Origin of the sequence: Bradyrhizobium sp. 613_E4_N2_2, from assembly GCF_052075995.1 — a bacterium.
GTDB lineage: Bacteria > Pseudomonadota > Alphaproteobacteria > Rhizobiales > Xanthobacteraceae > Bradyrhizobium > Bradyrhizobium barranii.
The window spans coordinates 4,270,250-4,289,602 of the sequence record NZ_CP197234.1 but is presented as its reverse complement, the minus strand read 5'-3'; the positions used below and the strand labels follow the sequence as shown (position 1 = coordinate 4,289,602).

The 19,353-nt window shown below is 63.8% G+C and carries 25 protein-coding genes; 16 read left to right on the top strand and 9 right to left on the bottom strand.

The window, feature by feature from the left end:
* The first annotated feature begins 114 nt into the window (after window positions 1-114).
* Entirely contained in the window at window positions 115-285 is a 171-nt protein-coding gene (locus AB7290_RS20570; protein WP_201266259.1) for a hypothetical protein, read from the top strand.
* A gap of 116 nt (window positions 286-401) precedes the next feature.
* Here AB7290_RS20570 and AB7290_RS20565 read toward each other — a convergent pair whose 3' ends face one another.
* Complete coding sequence (locus AB7290_RS20565; RefSeq protein WP_049807936.1) at window positions 402-770, bottom strand: hypothetical protein; 369 nt, start codon at window positions 768-770, stop codon at window positions 402-404.
* Window positions 771-987: 217 nt separating this feature from the next.
* On the opposite strand from AB7290_RS20565, the gene AB7290_RS20560 reads away from it, so the two are divergent.
* The 3 genes from AB7290_RS20560 (at window position 988) to AB7290_RS20550 (ending at window position 2,510) form a co-directional block, all read left to right on the top strand.
* Window positions 988-1,158 (top strand): hypothetical protein, encoded by a 171-nt coding sequence (locus AB7290_RS20560; protein WP_167541702.1) that lies wholly within the window; start codon window positions 988-990, stop codon window positions 1,156-1,158.
* Between the two features lie 672 nt (window positions 1,159-1,830).
* Complete coding sequence (locus AB7290_RS20555) at window positions 1,831-2,073, top strand: hypothetical protein (RefSeq protein ID WP_028152129.1); 243 nt, start codon at window positions 1,831-1,833, stop codon at window positions 2,071-2,073.
* A 194-nt stretch (window positions 2,074-2,267) separates the two neighbouring features.
* Window positions 2,268-2,510: a hypothetical protein gene (locus AB7290_RS20550; protein WP_085404721.1), complete on the top strand. Its 243-nt coding sequence runs from the start codon at window positions 2,268-2,270 to the stop codon at window positions 2,508-2,510.
* 137 nt (window positions 2,511-2,647) lie between these two features.
* On the opposite strand, the gene AB7290_RS20545 is transcribed toward AB7290_RS20550, so the two are convergent.
* From AB7290_RS20545 to AB7290_RS20535, 3 genes are all read right to left on the bottom strand, one after another.
* Window positions 2,648-3,040 carry an NUDIX hydrolase gene (locus tag AB7290_RS20545; RefSeq protein ID WP_028152127.1) on the bottom strand — a complete coding sequence of 131 codons (393 nt, stop codon included), beginning with the start codon at window positions 3,038-3,040 and terminating at the stop codon, window positions 2,648-2,650.
* Between the two features lie 97 nt (window positions 3,041-3,137).
* On the bottom strand, window positions 3,138-4,223 hold the full coding sequence (locus AB7290_RS20540) for an AI-2E family transporter (RefSeq protein ID WP_085404720.1): 1,086 nt from the start codon (window positions 4,221-4,223) through the stop codon (window positions 3,138-3,140).
* A gap of 190 nt (window positions 4,224-4,413) precedes the next feature.
* Window positions 4,414-5,133 (bottom strand): outer membrane protein, encoded by a 720-nt coding sequence (locus AB7290_RS20535; protein WP_085404719.1) that lies wholly within the window; start codon window positions 5,131-5,133, stop codon window positions 4,414-4,416.
* A 255-nt stretch (window positions 5,134-5,388) separates the two neighbouring features.
* Here AB7290_RS20535 and AB7290_RS20530 point away from each other — a divergent pair, with 255 nt between their 5' ends.
* Together AB7290_RS20530 and AB7290_RS20525 are read left to right on the top strand one after the other, a co-directional pair.
* Window positions 5,389-5,613 carry a hypothetical protein gene (locus AB7290_RS20530; RefSeq protein ID WP_085404718.1) on the top strand — a complete coding sequence of 75 codons (225 nt, stop codon included), beginning with the start codon at window positions 5,389-5,391 and terminating at the stop codon, window positions 5,611-5,613.
* A gap of 293 nt (window positions 5,614-5,906) precedes the next feature.
* Window positions 5,907-7,952: an acetoacetate--CoA ligase gene (locus tag AB7290_RS20525; RefSeq protein WP_085404717.1), complete on the top strand. Its 2,046-nt coding sequence runs from the start codon at window positions 5,907-5,909 to the stop codon at window positions 7,950-7,952.
* 6 nt (window positions 7,953-7,958) lie between these two features.
* Here the strand turns inward: AB7290_RS20525 and AB7290_RS20520 are convergent, their stop codons facing one another.
* Window positions 7,959-8,174, bottom strand: coding sequence for a hypothetical protein (locus AB7290_RS20520; RefSeq protein WP_245344255.1), 216 nt, complete (start codon window positions 8,172-8,174; stop codon window positions 7,959-7,961).
* Window positions 8,175-8,378: 204 nt separating this feature from the next.
* Here AB7290_RS20520 and AB7290_RS20515 point away from each other — a divergent pair, with 204 nt between their 5' ends.
* Complete coding sequence (locus tag AB7290_RS20515; RefSeq protein WP_063983186.1) at window positions 8,379-8,681, top strand: hypothetical protein; 303 nt, start codon at window positions 8,379-8,381, stop codon at window positions 8,679-8,681.
* 5 nt (window positions 8,682-8,686) lie between these two features.
* On the opposite strand, the gene AB7290_RS20510 is transcribed toward AB7290_RS20515, so the two are convergent.
* Entirely contained in the window at window positions 8,687-8,920 is a 234-nt protein-coding gene (locus tag AB7290_RS20510; protein ID WP_071917441.1) for a hypothetical protein, read from the bottom strand.
* A gap of 335 nt (window positions 8,921-9,255) precedes the next feature.
* The gene (locus AB7290_RS20505) at window positions 9,256-9,540 is read right to left on the bottom strand and encodes a hypothetical protein (RefSeq protein ID WP_085404755.1); all 285 of its coding nucleotides are present in this window, start codon (window positions 9,538-9,540) and stop codon (window positions 9,256-9,258) included.
* 189 nt (window positions 9,541-9,729) lie between these two features.
* Between AB7290_RS20505 and AB7290_RS20500 the strand changes: the two genes are divergently transcribed.
* The 3 genes from AB7290_RS20500 to AB7290_RS20490 all read left to right on the top strand — a co-directional run bounded on the left by AB7290_RS20500 (window position 9,730) and on the right by AB7290_RS20490 (window position 11,348).
* On the top strand, window positions 9,730-10,317 hold the full coding sequence (locus tag AB7290_RS20500) for a formyltransferase family protein (protein ID WP_085404716.1): 588 nt from the start codon (window positions 9,730-9,732) through the stop codon (window positions 10,315-10,317).
* A 196-nt stretch (window positions 10,318-10,513) separates the two neighbouring features.
* Window positions 10,514-10,858: a hypothetical protein gene (locus tag AB7290_RS20495; protein WP_014495138.1), complete on the top strand. Its 345-nt coding sequence runs from the start codon at window positions 10,514-10,516 to the stop codon at window positions 10,856-10,858.
* Window positions 10,803-11,348: a hypothetical protein gene (locus AB7290_RS20490; protein WP_085404715.1), complete on the top strand. Its 546-nt coding sequence runs from the start codon at window positions 10,803-10,805 to the stop codon at window positions 11,346-11,348. The genes AB7290_RS20495 and AB7290_RS20490 overlap by 56 nt, the downstream gene beginning before the upstream one ends.
* A 59-nt stretch (window positions 11,349-11,407) precedes the next feature.
* On the opposite strand, the gene AB7290_RS20485 is transcribed toward AB7290_RS20490, so the two are convergent.
* The gene (locus tag AB7290_RS20485) at window positions 11,408-11,806 is read right to left on the bottom strand and encodes a RidA family protein (RefSeq protein WP_085404714.1); all 399 of its coding nucleotides are present in this window, start codon (window positions 11,804-11,806) and stop codon (window positions 11,408-11,410) included.
* Between the two features lie 147 nt (window positions 11,807-11,953).
* Here AB7290_RS20485 and AB7290_RS20480 point away from each other — a divergent pair, with 147 nt between their 5' ends.
* Both AB7290_RS20480 and AB7290_RS20475 read left to right on the top strand, forming a co-directional pair.
* Window positions 11,954-12,829 (top strand): DMT family transporter, encoded by an 876-nt coding sequence (locus AB7290_RS20480; RefSeq protein WP_085404713.1) that lies wholly within the window; start codon window positions 11,954-11,956, stop codon window positions 12,827-12,829.
* A 204-nt stretch (window positions 12,830-13,033) separates the two neighbouring features.
* Window positions 13,034-14,461 (top strand): caspase family protein, encoded by a 1,428-nt coding sequence (locus tag AB7290_RS20475; protein WP_085404712.1) that lies wholly within the window; start codon window positions 13,034-13,036, stop codon window positions 14,459-14,461.
* 67 nt (window positions 14,462-14,528) lie between these two features.
* Here the strand turns inward: AB7290_RS20475 and AB7290_RS20470 are convergent, their stop codons facing one another.
* Window positions 14,529-15,488, bottom strand: a complete 960-nt coding sequence (locus tag AB7290_RS20470) for a LysR family transcriptional regulator (RefSeq protein WP_085404754.1) — start codon at window positions 15,486-15,488, stop codon at window positions 14,529-14,531.
* A gap of 125 nt (window positions 15,489-15,613) precedes the next feature.
* Here AB7290_RS20470 and solA point away from each other — a divergent pair, with 125 nt between their 5' ends.
* From solA to AB7290_RS20450, 4 genes are all read left to right on the top strand, one after another.
* Window positions 15,614-16,783, top strand: coding sequence for an N-methyl-L-tryptophan oxidase (gene solA, locus AB7290_RS20465; protein ID WP_085404711.1), 1,170 nt, complete (start codon window positions 15,614-15,616; stop codon window positions 16,781-16,783).
* Window positions 16,784-16,859: 76 nt separating this feature from the next.
* Window positions 16,860-17,672, top strand: a complete 813-nt coding sequence (locus AB7290_RS20460) for a transporter substrate-binding domain-containing protein (protein ID WP_085404710.1) — start codon at window positions 16,860-16,862, stop codon at window positions 17,670-17,672.
* A gap of 98 nt (window positions 17,673-17,770) precedes the next feature.
* Window positions 17,771-18,514, top strand: coding sequence for an amino acid ABC transporter permease (locus AB7290_RS20455; protein ID WP_085404709.1), 744 nt, complete (start codon window positions 17,771-17,773; stop codon window positions 18,512-18,514).
* A complete protein-coding gene (locus AB7290_RS20450; protein ID WP_085404708.1) occupies window positions 18,511-19,353 on the top strand; it encodes an amino acid ABC transporter permease in 843 nt (280 codons plus the stop codon). The genes AB7290_RS20455 and AB7290_RS20450 overlap by 4 nt, the downstream gene beginning before the upstream one ends.

Genomic DNA, 19,353 nt, shown 5'->3' with positions numbered 1-19,353 from the left:
GATTACGGGGGGCGAAGCGACGGAATGAGTCACGCGGCAGCCTGCTTCGAAGCACCAAAGCCGAGAGACAAGGCCCCTGAAAGGTGTAAGATTCAGGAGAACCGGAGGAACGGCATGTTTGAAATCAGCGGTTTCGACACGGCAGGCGTCGTCAGCCTCAAGCGGCTGTCACTCGCGGCCGCCTTCAAGAAGGCCCGAGAGCTTGTCGAAGACGGGTGCTGGGACGTTCAGATCGTCGATCCGGCTGGGCGCGTGCACACCTCGTTTGAGGAGCAGGCCGCTTAGCGTGGCGCTGGACCGGCTCCGCGGCTAGCTCATCAAGAGCACGCTGATCAGGAGCACACTGATCCGGAGCGCACTGATCCGGAGCACACCCGGCCTCACGCCTGACGGCCCGTCTCTCAGTACCGCCGATAGTAATTCTCTGGCCGGTCCTGGAATTGTAGTGGAACCGTGCCGTTGGGGTAGCAGACACCGTCGCGGATATCGACGTCAGCGCCGTGGCCGCATGGCACCGGACGCCGGCGCATTCCATAGTAAGGCCGCGGGCCCTGATAGTACCCCTGCAGCGCCGCCTGGTCTTCGGGACGGAGATAGCCGTTGGGATAGCACATCCCGTCGCGGGCGCTCTGATCCCAATGATCGCCGCACGGCGGCGGATGCCTCGGTACGCCGCGATACTGCACCTCGAGCGGGCGTTCGACAGCTGCGGCAGGCGCCGTTGCACCGCCATGAAGAGCAAGGATTGTCGCAATAGTGGTGATCAACATCGAAGCGGTCCTCCAAGGCCGCAAGATAGACAACCCCTCTGAATGACGCCTGAACGCGACGAGAGCGCCACGACCATCAGGGTCGGCCGATGGCACGACGGCGGCCACCGCGCTGCACTGGACGCTGCAGCTGTCTGCAGTTCCAAGGGCCTTGCCACAAAAGCCGGGAGACAACGCCCTCGAAAGGTGTAAGATTCAGGAAAACCGGAGGAACGGCATGTTTGAAATCAGCGGTTTCGACACGGCAGGCGTCGTCAGCCTCAAGCGGCTGTCACTCGCGGCCGCCCTCAAGAAGGCCAGAGAGCTCGTCGAAGACGGGTGCTGGGACGTTCAGATCGTCGATCCGGCTGGGCAGGTCTACACCTCGTTCGAGGAGCAAGCCGCTTAGTCGCGCCCGCCCTTCGGCACTTTTCAGAAAGCACCCGTCCGGTCCGATCACGCTTCGCGAGCGGTGATCGTGATCGAAATGAAAACCCCAGCGCCTGGTAGGGAGCGCTGGGGCGTTTTCAAAATATCAATCGGTAAAAGCAATGAGGCCTTCATAGCACCGGTCTCGAAGCGCGAGTGTGAACTGGTTCACACGGCTCCGCCGATCTTCCCGCACCCACTTCCGGGTGTGGCTATCCGCCTCGGCCGACGTTGGACGAGGCATTATTGAGCCAGCGCGCCGTTGCTTCATCGCTCCAGCCGGGGACCGCGAAGCGCACGCGAGAATTCCCTTCCGTGCCGAGACGATCGACCGGAGGATGGCGTGTCGCAGGATTGTGCGCACGAGCGTGGTGCGCGGCGTCTGCAGACGTGCACAAGACGATCAAGAGGCCCAGGGCCAAAACAAGACGCATCATATCGGCTCCAATCGAGTCCGCTTCCGCTCATGTAATACGCCGACCGTCCCACCGCGATCTGACGCGGCTTCACAGCTAAGAGAGCGAAGCGCGAACGCGACGCTCTCGCGATGGAGCGAACCGCCGCTCAACTCCCGCGCGCCGCCCGTTGCCAACCAATTCGTTTGGGAGCACGCTCTCTCCAGGCGCTCAAGACGCCGCACAGGGAGAACCACATGAAGGAACCGGGCCTGGACGGCCGCCATCGGGACAAGGATGGCGCGATCAGCAAGAAGCACGGCAACACGCTGGTCGGCACGTTGCGGAAGATCTACGGAAAGGCATTTGCGGCAGGTTATCCGGATGCGACGCCGCTCAGCGAGGTCTTGCATCAATTGAACGAGACCTCGCTGAGCCAGTTGCGTCGCGATCACGACACCGGGCATCTCGGGCACAAGATCGACCACGCGTCGAAGTGAATGGACTTCACTTGGCCGATTTCGCTTGGCCGACTTCACTTACCCCACTTCACTTGGCCGACTTCGGGTCGTTGAAAAACCGACTCCGCCGACAGCCTCTCGGACGCAGGCTGCGCTATCGGTCGTCCCACCGTACTTGCCGTTTGAGCCCTCGCTACCCCCGCGCTAGCATGAGCCCTTTTACGGAGGCTCATTTGAAGCAGTTCATTATCATCATCGCCGCCATCGCGCTCGCCGTGACCGCTCCCGCCCGCTCGCAGGCACTGGTCGATCCCTACAAGGTTGCCCCCGAATATCGCGAGGCGGCCGAGAAGCGCCGGGCCGAGCAGATGCGGCAACGCGAATGCGCACTGAAGGCGGATCTCGACAAGGTGCTGCCCAGGGATCGCACCGTCTATCTCAACCACTGCCTGGACACGCTGGCGGTCAAGCAATAGCGGCTGGCTGGGGCCGACTCGATCAGACCACGAAGGTAGGCCGACCTGACCGCACGATGATCTGTCGATTTCGGGCTCGTGTTGTGGACCAGCGGGCGATTTGTCGCACCGGCGCCGCGAAGACGCGGCCCCCCTCCTCACTGGCGCCGCGGCTTGCTCGGAAACAGCCGATCGCGGATGTAGCGCGAGGTCGGCGTCAGGCGGATGCCGCGCGGCTTCTGCCAGGCGGCCCGGTCGATCTCCTTCTTGTCGCCGATCTCGAGCCTGCCCTTGGCACCCTTGGCGATGAAGATCGCGTCGCTCATCTTGCGACCGGAGCGCTTATTCCTGGCCGTCACTTCCTTCCACAGGCTGATCCGGCCGAGCTTCAGCTTGGGCAGCTCCTCCTTGATCTCCCGCCGCAGGCAGTCCTTGTCGGACTCGCGCGAACGCTTGCGGCCGCCCGGGAACATCCACAGGCCGTCCGACCGCCGTCTGACCAACAATACCTTGCCGCGTTTTGCGGCAACCAGCTTGGAAGACTTCGCCATTACTGCCGTAGATCGAAAACAGAATCGCCCTATCGTAACTTGTCTAGTTGAATAGACAAGTTCGCGGGGCGCTTTGACCACAGCCCGTGCGAGCAGCTCAGCTTTCGCTCGCCGCCGCCCGGTCCTCGGTCCTGATCCAGGCCATCATCAACTCCCAGGCCACCGACAGGATGATCGGCCCGATGAACAGGCCGACGATCCCGTGGGCGAGCGTGCCGCCGATCACGCCGACGAAGATCACGATGGTCGGCGTGGTGAGGCCGCGCCCCATCACCAGCGGCTTCAACATGGTGTCGATGAAGCCGACGAGGACGAGAAACACCGTGAGCAGCAGCGCCGTGGTGACGTCCTTGGCGGTCCAGATCCAGATGATCACCGGCAGGATCACCAGGAACGCGCCGATCTGCACGATCGACAGCAACAGCACGATGAAGGCGAGCAGGCCGGCGCTCGGCACGGCTGCCATCTTGAAGCCGATGCCGGCGAGCAGCGCCTGCACGATGGCGACGCCGATCACGCCTTGCGCCACGGCGCGGATGGTGGCGCCCCCAAGCTCGAGAAAATGCTCGCTCTGCTCGGGCACGATGCGAAACAGGAAGCCGCGGCCGGCTGCAACCAGCCGCGGTCCGTGCGGAAACAGGAAACCGGCGACGAACACCGAGACCAGAAACTGGAGCGTGCCGAGGCTCGCATCGCCCGCAAGCGACAACAAGGGTCCCGCCAGTGGCTGGAGATAGGGCGCGACCTCGCGCAGCACCGCACGGATGTTGTTGTAGGCCTGATCCCAGAGATCAAAGAGCCAAGGGCCGACCACCGGCCACGACTTGAGCTGCTCTGGCGCCGACTGCAGCGCGAGGTCGCCGGTGCCGAGCTGCTTCGCCAGCTCGCGCGCACCGTCCACCGCGCTGAGGCCGAGCCAGGTCGCCGGGCCAATGACGATGCCGAGCGTGATCAGGGTGAGGATCGCGGCCGCGGTCTTCGGGCGGCCGCCGAGGATCTTGGCGACCCAGCTGAAGGCCGGATAGAACGCGACCGCAAGCACGGCGCTCCAGGCCAGGATCGGGACGAACGGGCGGATGATCAGGAAGGTCCAGATGATCAACAGGCCAAGCAGGCCGACCCGGATCAGGAGCTGGATGATGTCCTCTCCCGTCAGGAGCTGACGGAGACTTTTCACGGGCACGCCTTTCCTTGCGGCATTGACGCGGGTTCCGGCACTTGCGCGGCAAAGCGTTATTGCCAGCCGCGCATCCGGCGTCAAGACGACCGGGCCCGCGGCTGCGCAAGGGATCGGACCGCTGCGCCGCCCGGCGCGGCATCAGCTGTCGCCGAACGGGTTGGTCCAGTCGGCCGAGCGGTGGCGCTCCGTCCGATCAGAAGTGGTAGTTCACGCCCACCGTGGCGGTCTGGATGTTCAGCTTCACATTGGCTGGAGTCGCCACCAGATTGCCTGTCGTCACCGGCTGCTCGGTGATCGTGCCGAAGCCCATATAGTTGTACTCTGCCCGCACCGACCAGTTCGGCATGAACATCCACTCGATGCCGCCGCCGGCAAGCCAGCCGGTGCGATTGAAGCTGCCCGAGGCGGAACCGGCGAGCGGGCCGGCAAGGCCGTTGTTGACGCTGTACTTGTCGCGGGTGAAGGCCGCGCCACCCTTGGCGTAGAGCAGCACGCGATCGAAAGCGACGCCGAAACGGCCGGCGACCGTGGCGATGTAGTCGTTCTTCAGCGACAAGTTGAAGCCGGCACCGCCTCCGAACGGGCCGCCGGCATTGAGTGTGACGCTGGACCAGGCCCCGGTGCCTTCGAGGCCGATCACGAAATTGCTGATCTGGTAGTTGCCGCCGATCTGGCCCCCGACGATGCCGCCGCTGGCCGTGGCCGAGCTCCAGGTCGCTGTCGGATCGGTCGGGTCGATGCCGGTCCATTTGCTCCAGGCGCCGCCGCCATGCGCGCCGATGTAAAAGCCGGTCCAGCTGAAGATCTGGGCCGCCACCGGCGCTTTGACCGGCGCGGGCGCAATGATGTCAGCTGCAAATGCCGGCGTTGCCAATGACAGCAGCGCAGACGCCAAAGCCAGTTTCTTCCGCATGATCTCACCCCCAAATTGTCCGCCCTCCGACCGAGGCGACGATGAAATCTAGCTGTGGGATCACGCGCGCGCTTGGACCAATCGGCGACGCGATTGGACTGACGGGCGCTCGTCAGACCCGGGAAGCTCCTGCAACGCCGCGACCGGAGCCGGGTTTGGCTAACGGCGATTAACCGGATTTCCCGAGGTCAGTTTACGCCGATGCAAATCCCCGCACCTACGCTTCTCGCCAACATTCAAAAACACTGATGTGCAATGGCCAACAGCATCTGGACGACCGAAGAATTCACCTGCGCGGGTTGCAGCATGAACTACACCGCGACACGGGAAGAGCACAGCGAAGCCCACACCGGCAGCTTCAAATGCAGCATCTGCAGCGGCGTGGTGCACAGCTGGTCGGGGAAGCATCACTTCTTCGGCTGGCAAGCCGTGAAGACAAAACCGCCGGTGTTCGGACGGCGCTGGGCGGGCGTGCAGTGACAGGCGCCAGCGATGGTCTCGGTACCGTAGCCCAATTGTGGCGACGGCGCGCCTCCACGCCGTCATTGCGAGCGTAGCGAAGCAATCCAGAGTCTTTCCGCGGCGACGGTCCGGATTGCTTCGCGACGCTCGCGATCAACGAATCCATTGAAGTAAACGTATTGCGCCACTCCAACGTGCTGCTGGCGCTCGCAGACCCACTACTGCCGTCACCGCAGTCTGCGCGAACTATGGCTTCTGCTACTCTGCGGCGCAGGATAGACTTCCCTCCCCGCAACAGAATCCGACACGCAATGACCGCTCCTTTCGTTCCCCAGATCGCTCTCTATCGCAACTGGCTCGCCGAGCAGCGTGGACTTTCCTTCGCGAATTACGAGGAGATGCGGCAGTGGTCGGTGCGCGATCTCGACGGCTTCTGGCGCAGCATCTGGGACTATTACGATCTGCAATCGCCGACGCCGTTTGCGGCCGTGATCACCGAGCGCAAGATGCCGGGCGCGGTGTGGTTTCCCGGCGCGCAGGTCAACTATGCGCGGCAGGTGTTCCGGCATGTCGAGGCCGCCGACGCCGCCGGCCTGCCCGCGATCGTCAGTAGCGGCGAGGACGGCAAGCTCAACGAAACGAGCTGGCCGGAGCTGCGGCGCAAAGTGGCGGCGCTCGCGCTGCATCTGAAGGAGAAGGGCATCAAGCCCGGCGACCGGATCGCGGCCTACCTGCCCAACATCCCCGAAACCATCATCGCGTTTCTGGCGAGCGCCAGCATGGGCGCGGTCTGGAGCGTCTGCGCGCCCGACATGGCTGCGCCCGCCGTGATCGACCGCTTCAAGCAGATCGAGCCGAAGGTGCTGATCGCCTGCGATGCCGTCACCTATGCCGGCCGCCGGCATGATCGCAAGGACGTCGTCGCCGAGCTGCGGCGATCGCTGCCGACGGTCGAGCACGTCATCCTGCACAGCGAGACCGCGCCCGCAGCGCCGGATGCCCTGCTCTCCGACATCGTCGCAAGGACGGGCGCCGCGATCGACGCGTTCGAGCCGGCCTGGCTGCCGTTCGATCATCCGCTCTGGATCGTCTATTCCAGCGGCACCACCGGCCTGCCGAAACCGATCGTGCACGGCCATGGCGGGATCGTCATCGTGGTGCTGGCGCTGCTGGGCCTGCACAACGACCTCGGCTGCTCCTACCACGAGAACTCGTTCGGCGAGCGCTATCACTGGTACAGCTCGACCGGCTGGATCATGTGGAATTCTCAGGTCGGCGGCCTGCTCAGCGGCACCACCTGCTGCATCTTCGACGGCAGCCCGGGCGGCACCAAGGACAAGCCGGACTGGACCACGCTGTGGCGGTTCGTGGCACAGTCGAAAGCGACCTTCTTCGGCGCCGGCGCGGCGTTCTTCGCCAACTGCGCCAAGGCCGAGATCGATCTCACTGCGGCCGGCGATCTGTCGCGGCTGCGTTGCCTCGGCTCGACCGGCTCGCCGCTCAGCGCCGATACGCAAGCCTGGTTCAACGATCGCTTCACGGCGTTGTCGAAAATCAACGGCAGCAAGGCGCAGGCCGACATCTGGTGGGCGAACATCTCCGGCGGCACCGATTTCGCCGGCGCCTTCATCGGCGGCAACCGCGAATTGCCGCAGACGCCGGGCGCGATGCAATGCCGCCTGCTCGGCGCGGCGGTCGAAGCCTTCAGCGAACAGGGCCGCGCCGTCATCGACGAGGTCGGCGAGCTCGTCTGTACCGAGCCGATGCCCTCGATGCCGCTCCGTTTCTGGAACGACAAGGGCGATGCGCGCTATCGCGCCAGCTATTTCGAGACCTATCCGGACAATTTCGACGGCAGCGGCCGCGGGCCGGTATGGCGGCACGGCGACTGGCTCAAGGTCAATCCGGACGGCTCCTGCATCATCTATGGCCGCAGCGATGCGACCATCAACCGGCACGGCCTGCGCATGGGCACGAGCGAGCTCTATTCCGCAATCGAAGCGCTGCCGGAGGTGCTGGATAGCCTCGTCGTCGACCTCGAATATCTCGGCCGCGACAGCTACATGCCGCTCTTCGTGGTGCTGCGCGCGGGCACAGCCTTCGACGCTGCGATGCAGGCCAGGATCAACAAGGCGATCGAGGCCGGCCTGTCCCGGCGATTCCTGCCGAACGAGATCTTTGCCGTCGCCGAGATCCCGCGCACGCTCTCGGGCAAGAAGCAGGAGCTGCCGATCAAGAAGCTGCTGCTCGGCCAGCCCGTCGAAAAGGTCATCAACAAGGAGGCGATGGCCAATCCCGCCTGCCTCGACTGGTATCTCGCGTTCGCCCGCGACTATCTCGCCCGAACCGCGTCGTAGCTTCGATCAACCGCCGCCGAAATTGGAGGGATCGAGATTCCTGTTCTCCGACGGCGGGATCGGCGGCCACCCGGGAAATTTGTACCAGCCGGGCGGGACCGGCGCGTCCTCGGGCAGACGGACGGCGACGTGATGGCGCGGGCGGGCATGATGCGCCGGCGCGGCAGCCGCCGACGCGCATGTTGCAATCAGGAGGACCAAAGCCAGGATAGACCGCATCATACGTGCTCCAGACGTCCACCCGGGGCTCCATGTGGTGCGGGAACCACGCTGGGACGACGCATCGCACCGTCACGATGTCTCACATCGGCGGCATCGCTGCTGCCGGGAGACGCCGGAGATCAACCCAATTGCGCCAATGGCGTTTGGATTCCGTTCACCGATCGCCGCTAGATCAGGATAGATCCTCCGCGACAAACAGCAGCTATGGCCGATCTCAACGCAGTCCTCTCCAGGCTCAATGACCGCCTGCTCCGCCTCGAAGGCGAGCTGTTCGTGCTGCGCTCGCTGGCGCGCGCGACGCTGACGGCGGGCGACGACCATGCGGCGCGCATGCGCAAGCTGGTCGAGGCCGCAAAGGTCGCGCTCGACGACGAGGCCAAACGTGAGCTCGACAAACCGACGCGCAAATATGTCGATGCGGCAACCGCGCTGGTGGAGGAACTGCTGGTCGAGCCCACCCAGGCACGGCCGCTGTTCACCGTCATCGACGGTGGCCGGCGCGACTGAGCGCGTCAGATCGGACGTATCCCGCGGGGATCCGGAGACTGAGCCTTCAGCCGGCTGAGCCCCTCCTCGATGATCGCGATCTCCTCGTCGATCTTGCCGATCGGCAGGCTGAAATCATAGCCGGACCTGCTCTTCAGATCGACCGCGAGCCGCTGCCTGTGCATCATCAGCTCGTCCAGCCCACGGCGGTTCTTCAGCCGCACATAGGCGTCCACGATCTGCTCAATTGCGCTCGGCATGAAATCGGTCCCGGCAAAAAAGCCCGCGGCGCACCCACGCCGGCGGGACATTTTTGGTGTCGCGGTACGCAATACAAATCCGCGACGGATTCGTCGATACGACAGGCAGGTTGAGAACGCGTTACCGTTTGATGATTTCGTGATGGCGCCGGCATGAAAAGCCGCTGGCGATCACTCGCCAGCGGCCAAAGCCGGGTTCGAAAACGGATTCGGAATCAAATTTGGCCAGCCCCGGTTGGTGCATTCTAGCGGCACACGGGGGCTGCTTATGTTAGAAATGAAACAGAGGAACCGGCGGATACATCATTTGCTGTCGATGTGGCCGCCCGGCAACGCTAATCCGTGACGCAAAAATACTTGCGCGGCAGCCTGCGGTAGGCGCTGTAGCGGTAGTACGGCCTGTAGGCGTAGCCGCGATAGAGTGCGGGCGGCTCCTCGCCGTAATAGGCGCCGTGGTAGAAATTATAGACCGGCCCTTCGACGCAACGATAGGCATCCCACGTCGGACCGATGAAGGGCGCCACCCCGACCTCGGGCGGGATCGCCGGGTACGGCCCGCCGGCGGGCGCGGGCGTAGCGACGCTCAGTGCCGCGAGAAGGAAAAACCACGCGCTTCGCATGCGCTCGCTCCTGATACGGTGCAATACGCGCATGGAAGCACCGGAACGGCCGGCTGCGCAATCGCGGAGCCCGTCGCGCCCCGCGCCCGGTGCATTGTTGATAACCGGCACAAACCGCCCGCGGCTGGTGACAGGACGCACCGACGTGTTATCGGGGGATGACGCAGTTGCGAGACGGATCGGACACCCATGCGCATTACCCTCGTCGGCTCCCGCCATTTCGGCGTGACCACCCTGAACATGCTCCGGGAGCACGGCGTCCCGATCGTGCGGGTCGTCGTGGCCGACGCCGAGGATCGCCTCGCGGCGAGCGCCAAGGCGGCTGGCATCGAGGTGACGGTCCAGGCCAATCCGAAGCTGGTGGTCGCCTCCGAAATCGGCCCCGACACCGACCTGATCATCACCGCCCACAGCCACGCCCGGATCGGCAAGGACGCCCTGGCCGCCGCGAAGTACGGCGGGATCGGCTATCATCCCTCGCTGCTGCCGCGTCATCGGGGCAAAGCCGCTGTGGAATGGACCATCAAGGAAGGCGATCCGATCGCCGGCGGCACGATCTATCATCTTGCCGACCGCATGGACGCCGGCGCCATCGCCGCCCAGGACTGGTGCTTCGTCAAGAAGGGCGAGACGGCTCGCGAGCTCTGGGAGCGCGCGCTCGCTCCGCTCGGCCTCAAGCTGCTGGCCGACGTGATCGACTACGTCAAGGTCCACAAGGCGCTGCCCTCCAAGGTTCAGGACGAGCAGTTCGCGACCTTGGCGCCAAGTCTTTCGTGAGTCGTTCCCTGAGTCCTCTCCTGACGTTTACCCTTAACGTGAAGGCGCGTTGATTCTGCTTCGAAAATTGGAGCCGGAAACACAAATAAGCTATTGTTTCCACTGGAACAATTTTCGCTTTGGCAATGCAACAAATTTCCGTCACATTTGGGCCGAATAAGCGTCAGCATATCAGACAGATTCAAGGACGGAATTCATGCGTTTTGGTCGCATTACGGCATTCTGTGCCGCTTCAGTTATCACCCTCGCCGCTCCCGCTTTCGCCCAGACCCCCTATGACGGCAACTGGCATGTCACCATCGTGACCAAGAGCGGTACCTGCGAGCCGACCGCGAGCTCCATGCTGACGGTTGCCGACGGCAAGATCACCGCGCCCGGCGCTAACGTTTCCGGCACCATCGGCAGCGGGGGACTTGTGAAAGTTTCGATCAATGGTGCATATGCCAACGGTCAACTCAGCGGCAACGCCGGATCGGGGAAGTGGAATGGAGCATCTGCAGGCATACCGTGCAGTGGGCGGTGGGAAGCATCGCGCCAGTAAGAAATTCGGGATCAGCGTCGTGAGCCGGCGGCTGCTGATCGCGGCCGCCGTTTTGTTTGCGGCGGGGATCGCCAACTCTGAGAGCCAGGCCCAGTCCGGCCCGTTCGCCCCGCTGGCGGGGAGCTGGAGCGGTGCCGGCACCGTCACGCTCGATGACGGCTCGACCGAGCGGATCCGCTGCCGGGCCAGATACGCCCCGATCGGACCGACGATGGAGATGTCGCTGACCTGCGCCAGCGACGCCTACAAGTTCAATCTCGGCGCCAACGTCAGGGCTGAAGGCGGCACTATTGGCGGCAGCTGGTCCGAGGCCAGCCGCAACATCTCCGGCTCGCTCCAGGGCCGCGGTGCCGGCGGAAACTACGAGCTGGTCGCCTCAACCGCCGGCTTCAACGCCAACATCACGCTGAAGACGTCCGGCAACAAGCAGAGCGTCACGATGCGCGCGGACAGCCAGTTCCGCGGCGCCAACATCTCGCTGTCGCGCTAAGGCGGACCGCGTTCAAGCCAAAAGCCCCGGCGATTCCGCCGGGGCTTTTTTTATCCGTTTTATACGTTCGGCACGAACGCCGTGACCTCGATTTCGACCTTGGCGCGCTCGTCCACGAGACCGCCGATGTAGAGCAGCGTCGAGGGCGGAAAATTGCGCCCCAGCGTTTCCTTCCAGGCCGCGCCGATGCCGGCGCCCGCGGCCTCATATTCGCTGCGGCTGGTCAGGTACCAGGTCAGGCGGACGATGTGCTCCGGACCGGCTCCGGCCTCGCCAAGGAGCTTGATGATCCGCTTCAGCGCGGTTGCGATCTGCGCCGCCATGTCAGGCGCGTAATTGCCGGTCTCGTCGCCGCCGGTCTGCCCGGCCAGCACCACCCAGCGGCCCGGCCCTTCGGCCACCACGCCGTGAGAAAAGCCCCGCGGTTTCTTCCATTCAGCCGGCTGCAAGATTTGCATGAGCGAAGATCTCCCTTTTCTTGTTGTTCAATGATGCCTTAGCACGCCGCCCTGCATCGCTGCATCCGCAGTTTTGGCCGTTGCAAACGCCGGCGATGTCGCCGATACCAGCCCTCCCCTCAGGCTCGATCGCCCGCACCAGCAACGATGACCGCGACACCGTCCAAAACGATGGCTGCACTGTGGATGGCCGGCTGGCTGGCGCTGATGCTGGTCATGGCGGTTGCCGGCCGTGAGACCACGCGCGAGCTGAACGTCTTCCAGATCATGGAAGTGCGCTCGGTGATCGGGTTCACGCTGCTGCTGCCGATCATCTACCGGGCCGGCGGTTTCAAGGCGGTCGCGACCAAACGCCTGCCCCAGCACCTCGCACGCAACGGGGTCCATTATTTCGCGCAGCTCGGCTGGTTCTACGCACTGACGCTGATCGGGATCGGCCAGGTCGTCGCGATCGAATTCACCATGCCGATCTGGACCGCGCTGCTGGCCGCGACGTTTCTGTCCGAGCGCGTGACCGTGTGGAAGATCGCCGCCATCGCGCTCGGCATCGTCGGCGTCGTCATGATCGTGCGGCCCGCCACCGGCGAGATCAATCCGGGACAGCTGATCGCGCTCGGGGCCGCGATCGGCTTCAGCATTTCCATGATCTTGGCGAAATCGCTGACCCGGACCGAGAGCGCATTGTCGATCCTGTTCTGGATGATCGTCGTGCAGATGGTCGTGGGCCTGCTGCCGACGCTCTATGTCTGGACCTGGCCGTCAGCCACGCTCTGGGGATGGCTCTTCGTCATCGGGGTCTGCGGCACATTCTCGCACTATTGCCTCGCCAGTGCGCTCCGCTACGCGGATGCAACCATCGTGGTGCCGATGGACTTCTTGCGGGTGCCGCTCACCGCGACTGTCGGCTGGCTGCTGTATTCGGAGCGGCTCGACGCCTGGACCGTGCTCGGCGCGACGCTGATCCTGTGCGGCAATCTTCTGAACCTGAAGCCGACCGCTCCGGTTCCCGCCCGCGCGCAGTGAACCTCGCGCAGCCTCACGCGACAAAAACGAAGTGGCCGTGTGATCTGGATCACGTTGGAGGGTCTTTCCATCGTGCACATTCGGCCACACAGCAGCGGGTTGAATACGACGTACCGCCGTTTTGGTGGCGCGAAGTCGGGCACTTCGTGTAGGTTCGTTGCCAATTTGTTGCTGCCTGCAATTCGATTCTGTTGGGGATTTCAGATGCGCACTCTCACCCTGCTCGCTTCGCTGATGTGCATGGCACTGTCGGTCAGTGCCGCGAAGGCCGACCGCCGTGTCGCTTTCGTCGTCGGCAACGGCTCCTACAAGAACGTCGCACAATTGCCGAACCCGCCGATCGACGCCAAGGCGATGGCGGCGACCCTGCGCAATGTCGGCTTCGAGGTGATCGAAGGATCCAACCTCACCCGCGACCAGATGACGGAGAAGCTCCTGGACTTCGGCCGCAAGGCGCAAGGCTCCGATGTCGCAGTGTTCTACTACGCCGGCCACGGCATCGCGGTCAGCGGCAGCAACTACCTCCTGCCCGTCGACGCCGACATCAAGTCGGAGATGGACGTCAAGCTCGGCGCAGCCATCAATATCGACCTGACGCTCGAGCAGACCATGGGCGACGCCAAGGTCAAGCTCGTCTTCCTCGACGCCTGCCGCGACAATCCGTTCGCCGCCAAGATCAAGTCGAACTCGGCAACGCGCAGCGTCAACGTGCAGAGCGGTCTTGCCGAGATGAAGTCGGGCGAAGGCACGCTGATCGCGTTCGCCACCGGCCCGGGCCAGACCGCGCTCGACGGCCAGGAGGGCAACAACAGCCCGTTCACCCGCGCGCTGATCGACAACATCACCAAGCCCGGCGTCGAGATCCAGCAGGCGATGACCTCGGTGCGCGCCCAGGTCAACGAAGAGACCCGCAAGGGCCAGCTTCCCTGGGGCCACACCAACCTGATCGGCGCGGTCTATCTCAACCCGTCGCAGCAGACGCAGGTTGCCAACGCAGCCCCGACCGCTTCCGGAAACGTGCCGGCGGCAGCGAGCAGCTCCGACGGTGTCGAGCTCGAATACTGGCGCTCGGTCAAGGAATCCAACAAGCCGGAAGAGCTCAACGCCTATCTCTCGGCCTATCCGAACGGCCAGTTCAAGGCGCTGGCGCTGGCGCGGCTTGCGGCGATCAAGAGCGGCCCGTCCACGGCGACCCGCAATCTGAACTCCGGGATCGATCCCGCCACCTTCACCGACGACTCCACCCAGCTCACCGAGGACCAGATCGGCCTCGACAAGGGCCAGCGCCGCGACGTGCAGCGCCGCCTGACCGGGCTCGGCTTCGACACCAAGGTGACCGGTGCCTTCTCCGACGAGACCCGCTCGGTGCTGAAGCGCTGGCAGGCCGCCCGCGGCTACCCGTCGACGGGCTACCTCAACAAGCTCCAGCACAGGGCCCTGCTGTCCGAGATCGTGGCGGCCGCGCCGGCCACCGCGAGCGACGACAGCGCGAAGCCGGCCCGGCGTGCTGCCCCGGCCCAGGCCCAGAGCAGCGCACCGGTTCAGCATCGCAACAGCGGCGGCGGCGATGCCGGCGCAGCCTTCGTCGGCGGTGTCGTCGGCGGCATGATGGGCGGCATGTTCCGCCGTTGAGGCGAGACCCGGCTCCAAAACGCAAAAAGGCCCGGCGAGAGCCGGGCCTTTTTCGTGGTGCCAATGGCTAGTAATCTTGGGTGAACCAAGGCACGAGCGTCCGGATCCGCGGCATCGCCTGCATCGTAATGCTCGTCCGAGCCATCTCCGCGATGCGCGGCGCCAGTGATGAGAGATCGCCACGGCGGGTCACCAGAAGCAGCTCACGAAAAAATCCGGGGCCCGGCAGAGGTAGAGCGCTGACTTGACCAGCGTGAGCGAGCCCCTGCAACAGACACAGCGGCGTGGTGATCGCCACGCCCATCCCGGTGGCGACCATGGCGACCAGGCTGTCCGAGGTGTCAAACTCAAAGGCCCGCGGTGGGCGAATGCCCAAACGGCTCAGATGACGCTCGACCTGCGCGCCTGCATAGGAGCGTTCGCTGTACCGGACCAAGCGATGCCGGGTCAGGATCTCCCGCAAATCAAGGTCAGCAAATTCGGCTTCCAATCCGCGCGGCACCACCAGCAGATTTGGCTCGCGGTAAAACGGGAAGCGCTCGATATCATACAGGTCATCCATCGCATCGCATGTGATCGCCGCGTCGATCGTTCGGTGGACCAGCGCCTCGGCATGCGAGTGAGCAAGGCCCGACCAAACGGACAGACTCAGTGCGACCTCGCCCGTCATGAGCTCCTTGACGAGGTGTGCGCCGACCGTGGCGGCATAGGAGTCGATGAGGCCGAGCCTCAGATCGACACGCTCAGGCAGTTTCGCTGCGTCCCGGAGTGCGCTGAGTAACGTGTCAAAGTCGCGATTCAGATCGCGAACACGGCCAGCAAGGATGCAGCCCGCCCGCGTCAGTGTAAGCGGCCTCCGACTACGGTTGAAGAACGCGACGCCGATCGAGGCCTCGGCCCGCCGCACAGCCTGCGAAACCGCTGATTGCGTCATCCCGAACTGACGGGACGCCTGAAGCATGCTGCCGGACTCCGCGACGGCAGCGACAATCTGCAAGCTTCGCAAGTCTGGAACAGGTGGCGTCATATCCATAGCTTAAGCAGAAGTCATATTAACATGCAAATTGCCTTCATTATATGAATTATCCTTGTAGAAGAGCCGCATCCGAAAGCAGACTTCGGATCGTCCTAACAATTAAGCAGTCCCGATCCATGAGCGAGCAAGCGGATATTCTGGTGATCGGCCTCGGTGCCATGGGCAGCGCGGCCCTCTATCAACTGGCCAGGCGAGGGGTAAAGGCGGTCGGCCTCGATCGCTTTTCCCCGCCCCACACGATGGGATCCAGCCACGGCGAAACCCGCATCACCCGGCAGGCGGTCGGCGAAGGGCGCGATTACGTGCCCCTGGTGCTGGATACCCACCGGATCTGGCGTGAGCTCGAAGCCGAGACGTCTGCGGAGCTGCTGAACCCGTGCGGCCTCGTCGTCATGGCGCCCGGTGTCGGCGAGACGTCACACCACGGCAAGCCGGATTTCGTCGCGCGCTCGATCGGGGCGGCGCGTGACTTCGGCATCGCGCATGAAGTGATCGACGGGCGGGAGGTGGCCCATCGCTTCCCGCAGTTCCTGAATCTTCAGGGTAACGAGAAGGCCTATTACGAGCCCGGCGGAGGGTACGTTTTTCCGGAGCGCTGCATCAAGGCGCAGCTGACGCGCGCGGAGCAGCTCGGCGCAACGATCCGCACCGGAGTCGAGGTTCTCTCGATCGCGCAGCGCGGCTCCGCCGTTCGGGTGGAAACGTCCTCGGGCACATTCGAGGCGGACCAGGTGGTGGTGTCGGCCGGCGGCTGGAATGCCCACCTGCTCGGCGCGCCGTTTGACCGCGTGCTCACGGTGAAACGGCAGGTGCTGCATTGGTACGAGCTCGACGATACCAGCGCGTATCGCGCCGACGCCCCTGTGTTCATCTGGATGCATGGCGCGACCGATGTCGACTACCTCTACGGCTTCCCGCCGTTGCCTGGCGATCGTCGTCTCAAGGTCGCGACCGAGCAGTACGAGACCAACACGACGGCCGACGCCATCGACCGCACCGTCGATCCCGCGGAATCGGCTGAAATGTACCGGAAGCACGTCGCGGGGCGGCTCGCCGGCGCCACGCCGCGCGTCGCGCAGGCGGCCGCCTGCATCTACACGGTGACGCCCGATCGGGGCTTCATCATCGACCGCCATCCCGACCAGGACAGGATTTGTGTCGTCTCGGCGTGCTCGGGCCACGGCTTCAAGCACTCGGCAGGTATCGGCAACGTCGTAGCCGGGATGGTGACCGACGGTCGAAGTGCCATCGACCTCAGCCCATTCTCCATCTCCCGTTTTTCGTGACGTTTGGCACGAGCCTTGTATCTTGAACAAGCGCGCGCAGCGCGCGTCGTGATCACAATCCTGGAGGCGTCATCCGATGAGAGACATTGTCCGTTCCATGATGACAGGCATCGCGGCGCTGCTGCTGCTTGGCAGCGCCCAAGCAGCTGATGGCGTCGATGCCATCAAGCAGCGCGGCACGTTGAATGTCGGCGTCAAGGCTGACTACAAGCCCTTCGGCTTCCGCGATCCCACCGGAAACGTGGTCGGAATCGAGCCGGATCTCGCCGCAGACATTGCCAAGCGCCTCGGCGTCAAACTCGAACTCGTTCCGGTCGCGGCCTCCAACAGGATCGAATTTCTTCAGCAGGGAAAGGTCGACCTGCTGATCGCGACCATGTCGGACAGGCCGGAGCGCCGTCGCGTGGTTCAAGCCATCGAACCGCTGTACTACTCGGACTATGTGAACATCCTTCTCAACAAGAAGTCCGGCATCAAGGACTGGGCCGAGCTCAAGGGAAAACCCGTCTGTGCAACGTCGGGGGCCTGGTACAACAAGGACGTTGCCAAATCCTACGGCCCCGAAATCGTTGCGTTCGACGGCTCGGAGAAGCCTCTGTTCGCCATGAAGCAGGGCAACTGCATCGGCTATGTCTACGATCAGACCTTCCTGCAAGGCAAGCTGCTCGAGGACGAGTGGAAGGCGGACTACGACTTGCCCCTGAAAGGTATTTTGCCATCGCCATGGATGATGGCTGTCGCGCTCGATAATGCCAGCCTTCAGAAGCTGCTCGAAGATACGACAAAGGACTGGATGAAGACCGGCTTCATCGTGGCAGCGGAAAAGAAGTGGGGCATTACGCCGACCGAGTATTCGCTGCTCATGCACGAGCAATACAAGGACAAATAGACGCGTAAGGCGGAGCGCCAGATCCGTCTTGCGCTCCGAACAGGTCGAGCCAATGCACTGATACGAGGCATCGCCTCAACAGTTTGGTGTCGCGCAAAATGCACGAAATCGGCGACTGGTTTCAACGGCTCTACGAAACGACGGGGCTGAATTTCTCCGTATTCTACGATGCCTACGATTGGGACCGCTATTTCGGCGGGCTCAAGATGACGTTGCTTCTGAGCGTCACGACCATCCTGCTGAGCCTCATCATCGGCGCGGTCGGCGCCTTGCTGCAGGGCAGTCCGTCCATGCTGCTGCGGTTGCCCGTCAACGCTTTCGTGGTGGTGTTCCGCAACACGCCGCCGCTGGTCCAGATCTTCTTTTTCTATTTCGGCCTCGGCACCATGCTCCCGGCGGTCGAGGCGGCGGGCATGCGCGTTCCGCTGCTGAGCAACGTCCAATGGGCCATCATTTCGCTGTCGCTGTTCGCGGGCGCCTTCAACGTCGAAATCTTCCGCTCCGGCATCGAGGCGGTGCCGAGGACGACGCTGGAAGCCGCGGAGGCGCTCGGATACACGCGCCTCAAGGCTTACGTCCATATCGTCCTTCCGCTGGCCATTCGCGTCTGCCTTCCCGCACTGAACAACAACCTCGTCAACCTGCTCAAGACGACCACCCTCGCCTACGCGATCGCCGTTCCCGAGACGCTGTATGCGGTCAAGCAGATCTGGTCGGAATCGCAGAACGTCTTCGAAATGATGGTCGTATTGCTGGCGACCTACGGCATCCTTGTCGGCGTCCTCGTCTGGCTGATGCATCGCTGGGAGCGGGCGATGCGCATCCCGGGATACGCCCGATGAAAGGCGCCCAGCCCGAGCACAGGCTTGCCGTCCTTCTGCCGTATCGTCCCGTGCCGACCCGGATGTCCGTTCGGATCGGCCCGCTGGCCGCCGCGATCCTCGGTTTCTGCGCCATCATGGCCGCGTCCACCGCGTGGGCGCAGACCGGACCGGCGGTGCTGTCCCCGCTGCAAGTCATTGTGAAGTGGTCGCCGCTGCTGCTGCGCGGGTTCGCCTTCAACATCCTGATCTCCCTGCTGGCCATGCTGCTGGGGACCGTCGCCGGGCTTGGCCTGGGTCTGGGGTTGTTGTCGGAGTTTCGACCGCTCGCCGCCGTCAGCTGGCTCCTGACTCAATTCTTCCGCAACGCGCCCTGGCTGGTGCTGCTGTTCTTCGTCATGTTTCTGGTGCCCTTCCAGGTCACCCTCTTCAAGACCACCATCCCGTTACCGGACTGGATCAAGGCAACGGTCGGCTTCGCATTGCCTGTCATGGCGAATGTCGCCGAGGTCGTGCGCGGTGCCGTCCGCTCCATTCCGTCGACGCAATGGGAGGCGGCGGAATCGCTCTCGTTCACACGGCGCCAGACGATGTGGCTGATCATGCTGCCACAGTGCATCAAGCGCATGCTGCCGCCCTGGATGAACGTCTATGCGCTGGTCGCGATGTCGACGGTGCTGGCATCGATCGTCGGTGTTTCGGAAATGCTCACCCTGACTGCGCAGGTGCATGCCGCCGAAGGCGGCAGGCCGGAGCTGTTCGCGCCGCTCTACGGTTTCGCGCTGCTGTGTTTCTTTCTCTACTGTTATCCGATCAACCTCTGGACCGCGCGTCTCGAGCGTCGGTTCCGCATACGCTGA

Bases quoted from the DNA above. Each gene is read 5' to 3' on its own strand.
- AB7290_RS20570 (WP_201266259.1), top strand. From the start codon at position 115: ATGTTTGAAATCAGCGGTTTCGACACGGCAGGCGTCGTCAGCCTCAAG.
- AB7290_RS20565 (WP_049807936.1), bottom strand. From the start codon at position 770: ATGTTGATCACCACTATTGCGACAATCCTTGCTCTTCATGGCGGTGCA.
- solA (WP_085404711.1), top strand. From the start codon at position 15,614: ATGAGCGAGCAAGCGGATATTCTGGTGATCGGCCTCGGTGCCATGGGC.
- AB7290_RS20525 (WP_085404717.1), top strand. From the start codon at position 5,907: ATGACCGCTCCTTTCGTTCCCCAGATCGCTCTCTATCGCAACTGGCTC.
- AB7290_RS20500 (WP_085404716.1), top strand. From the start codon at position 9,730: ATGCGCATTACCCTCGTCGGCTCCCGCCATTTCGGCGTGACCACCCTG.
- AB7290_RS20470 (WP_085404754.1), bottom strand. From the start codon at position 15,488: ATGACGCCACCTGTTCCAGACTTGCGAAGCTTGCAGATTGTCGCTGCC.
- AB7290_RS20560 (WP_167541702.1), top strand. From the start codon at position 988: ATGTTTGAAATCAGCGGTTTCGACACGGCAGGCGTCGTCAGCCTCAAG.
- AB7290_RS20520 (WP_245344255.1), bottom strand. From the start codon at position 8,174: ATGATGCGGTCTATCCTGGCTTTGGTCCTCCTGATTGCAACATGCGCG.
- AB7290_RS20530 (WP_085404718.1), top strand. From the start codon at position 5,389: ATGGCCAACAGCATCTGGACGACCGAAGAATTCACCTGCGCGGGTTGC.
- AB7290_RS20480 (WP_085404713.1), top strand. From the start codon at position 11,954: ATGACCGCGACACCGTCCAAAACGATGGCTGCACTGTGGATGGCCGGC.
- AB7290_RS20490 (WP_085404715.1), top strand. From the start codon at position 10,803: ATGGAGCATCTGCAGGCATACCGTGCAGTGGGCGGTGGGAAGCATCGC.
- AB7290_RS20545 (WP_028152127.1), bottom strand. From the start codon at position 3,040: ATGGCGAAGTCTTCCAAGCTGGTTGCCGCAAAACGCGGCAAGGTATTG.
- AB7290_RS20510 (WP_071917441.1), bottom strand. From the start codon at position 8,920: ATGCCGAGCGCAATTGAGCAGATCGTGGACGCCTATGTGCGGCTGAAG.
- AB7290_RS20535 (WP_085404719.1), bottom strand. From the start codon at position 5,133: ATGCGGAAGAAACTGGCTTTGGCGTCTGCGCTGCTGTCATTGGCAACG.
- AB7290_RS20505 (WP_085404755.1), bottom strand. From the start codon at position 9,540: ATGCGAAGCGCGTGGTTTTTCCTTCTCGCGGCACTGAGCGTCGCTACG.
- AB7290_RS20515 (WP_063983186.1), top strand. From the start codon at position 8,379: ATGGCCGATCTCAACGCAGTCCTCTCCAGGCTCAATGACCGCCTGCTC.
- AB7290_RS20460 (WP_085404710.1), top strand. From the start codon at position 16,860: ATGAGAGACATTGTCCGTTCCATGATGACAGGCATCGCGGCGCTGCTG.
- AB7290_RS20450 (WP_085404708.1), top strand. From the start codon at position 18,511: ATGAAAGGCGCCCAGCCCGAGCACAGGCTTGCCGTCCTTCTGCCGTAT.
- AB7290_RS20455 (WP_085404709.1), top strand. From the start codon at position 17,771: ATGCACGAAATCGGCGACTGGTTTCAACGGCTCTACGAAACGACGGGG.
- AB7290_RS20485 (WP_085404714.1), bottom strand. From the start codon at position 11,806: ATGCAAATCTTGCAGCCGGCTGAATGGAAGAAACCGCGGGGCTTTTCT.
- AB7290_RS20495 (WP_014495138.1), top strand. From the start codon at position 10,514: ATGCGTTTTGGTCGCATTACGGCATTCTGTGCCGCTTCAGTTATCACC.
- AB7290_RS20475 (WP_085404712.1), top strand. From the start codon at position 13,034: ATGCGCACTCTCACCCTGCTCGCTTCGCTGATGTGCATGGCACTGTCG.
- AB7290_RS20555 (WP_028152129.1), top strand. From the start codon at position 1,831: ATGAAGGAACCGGGCCTGGACGGCCGCCATCGGGACAAGGATGGCGCG.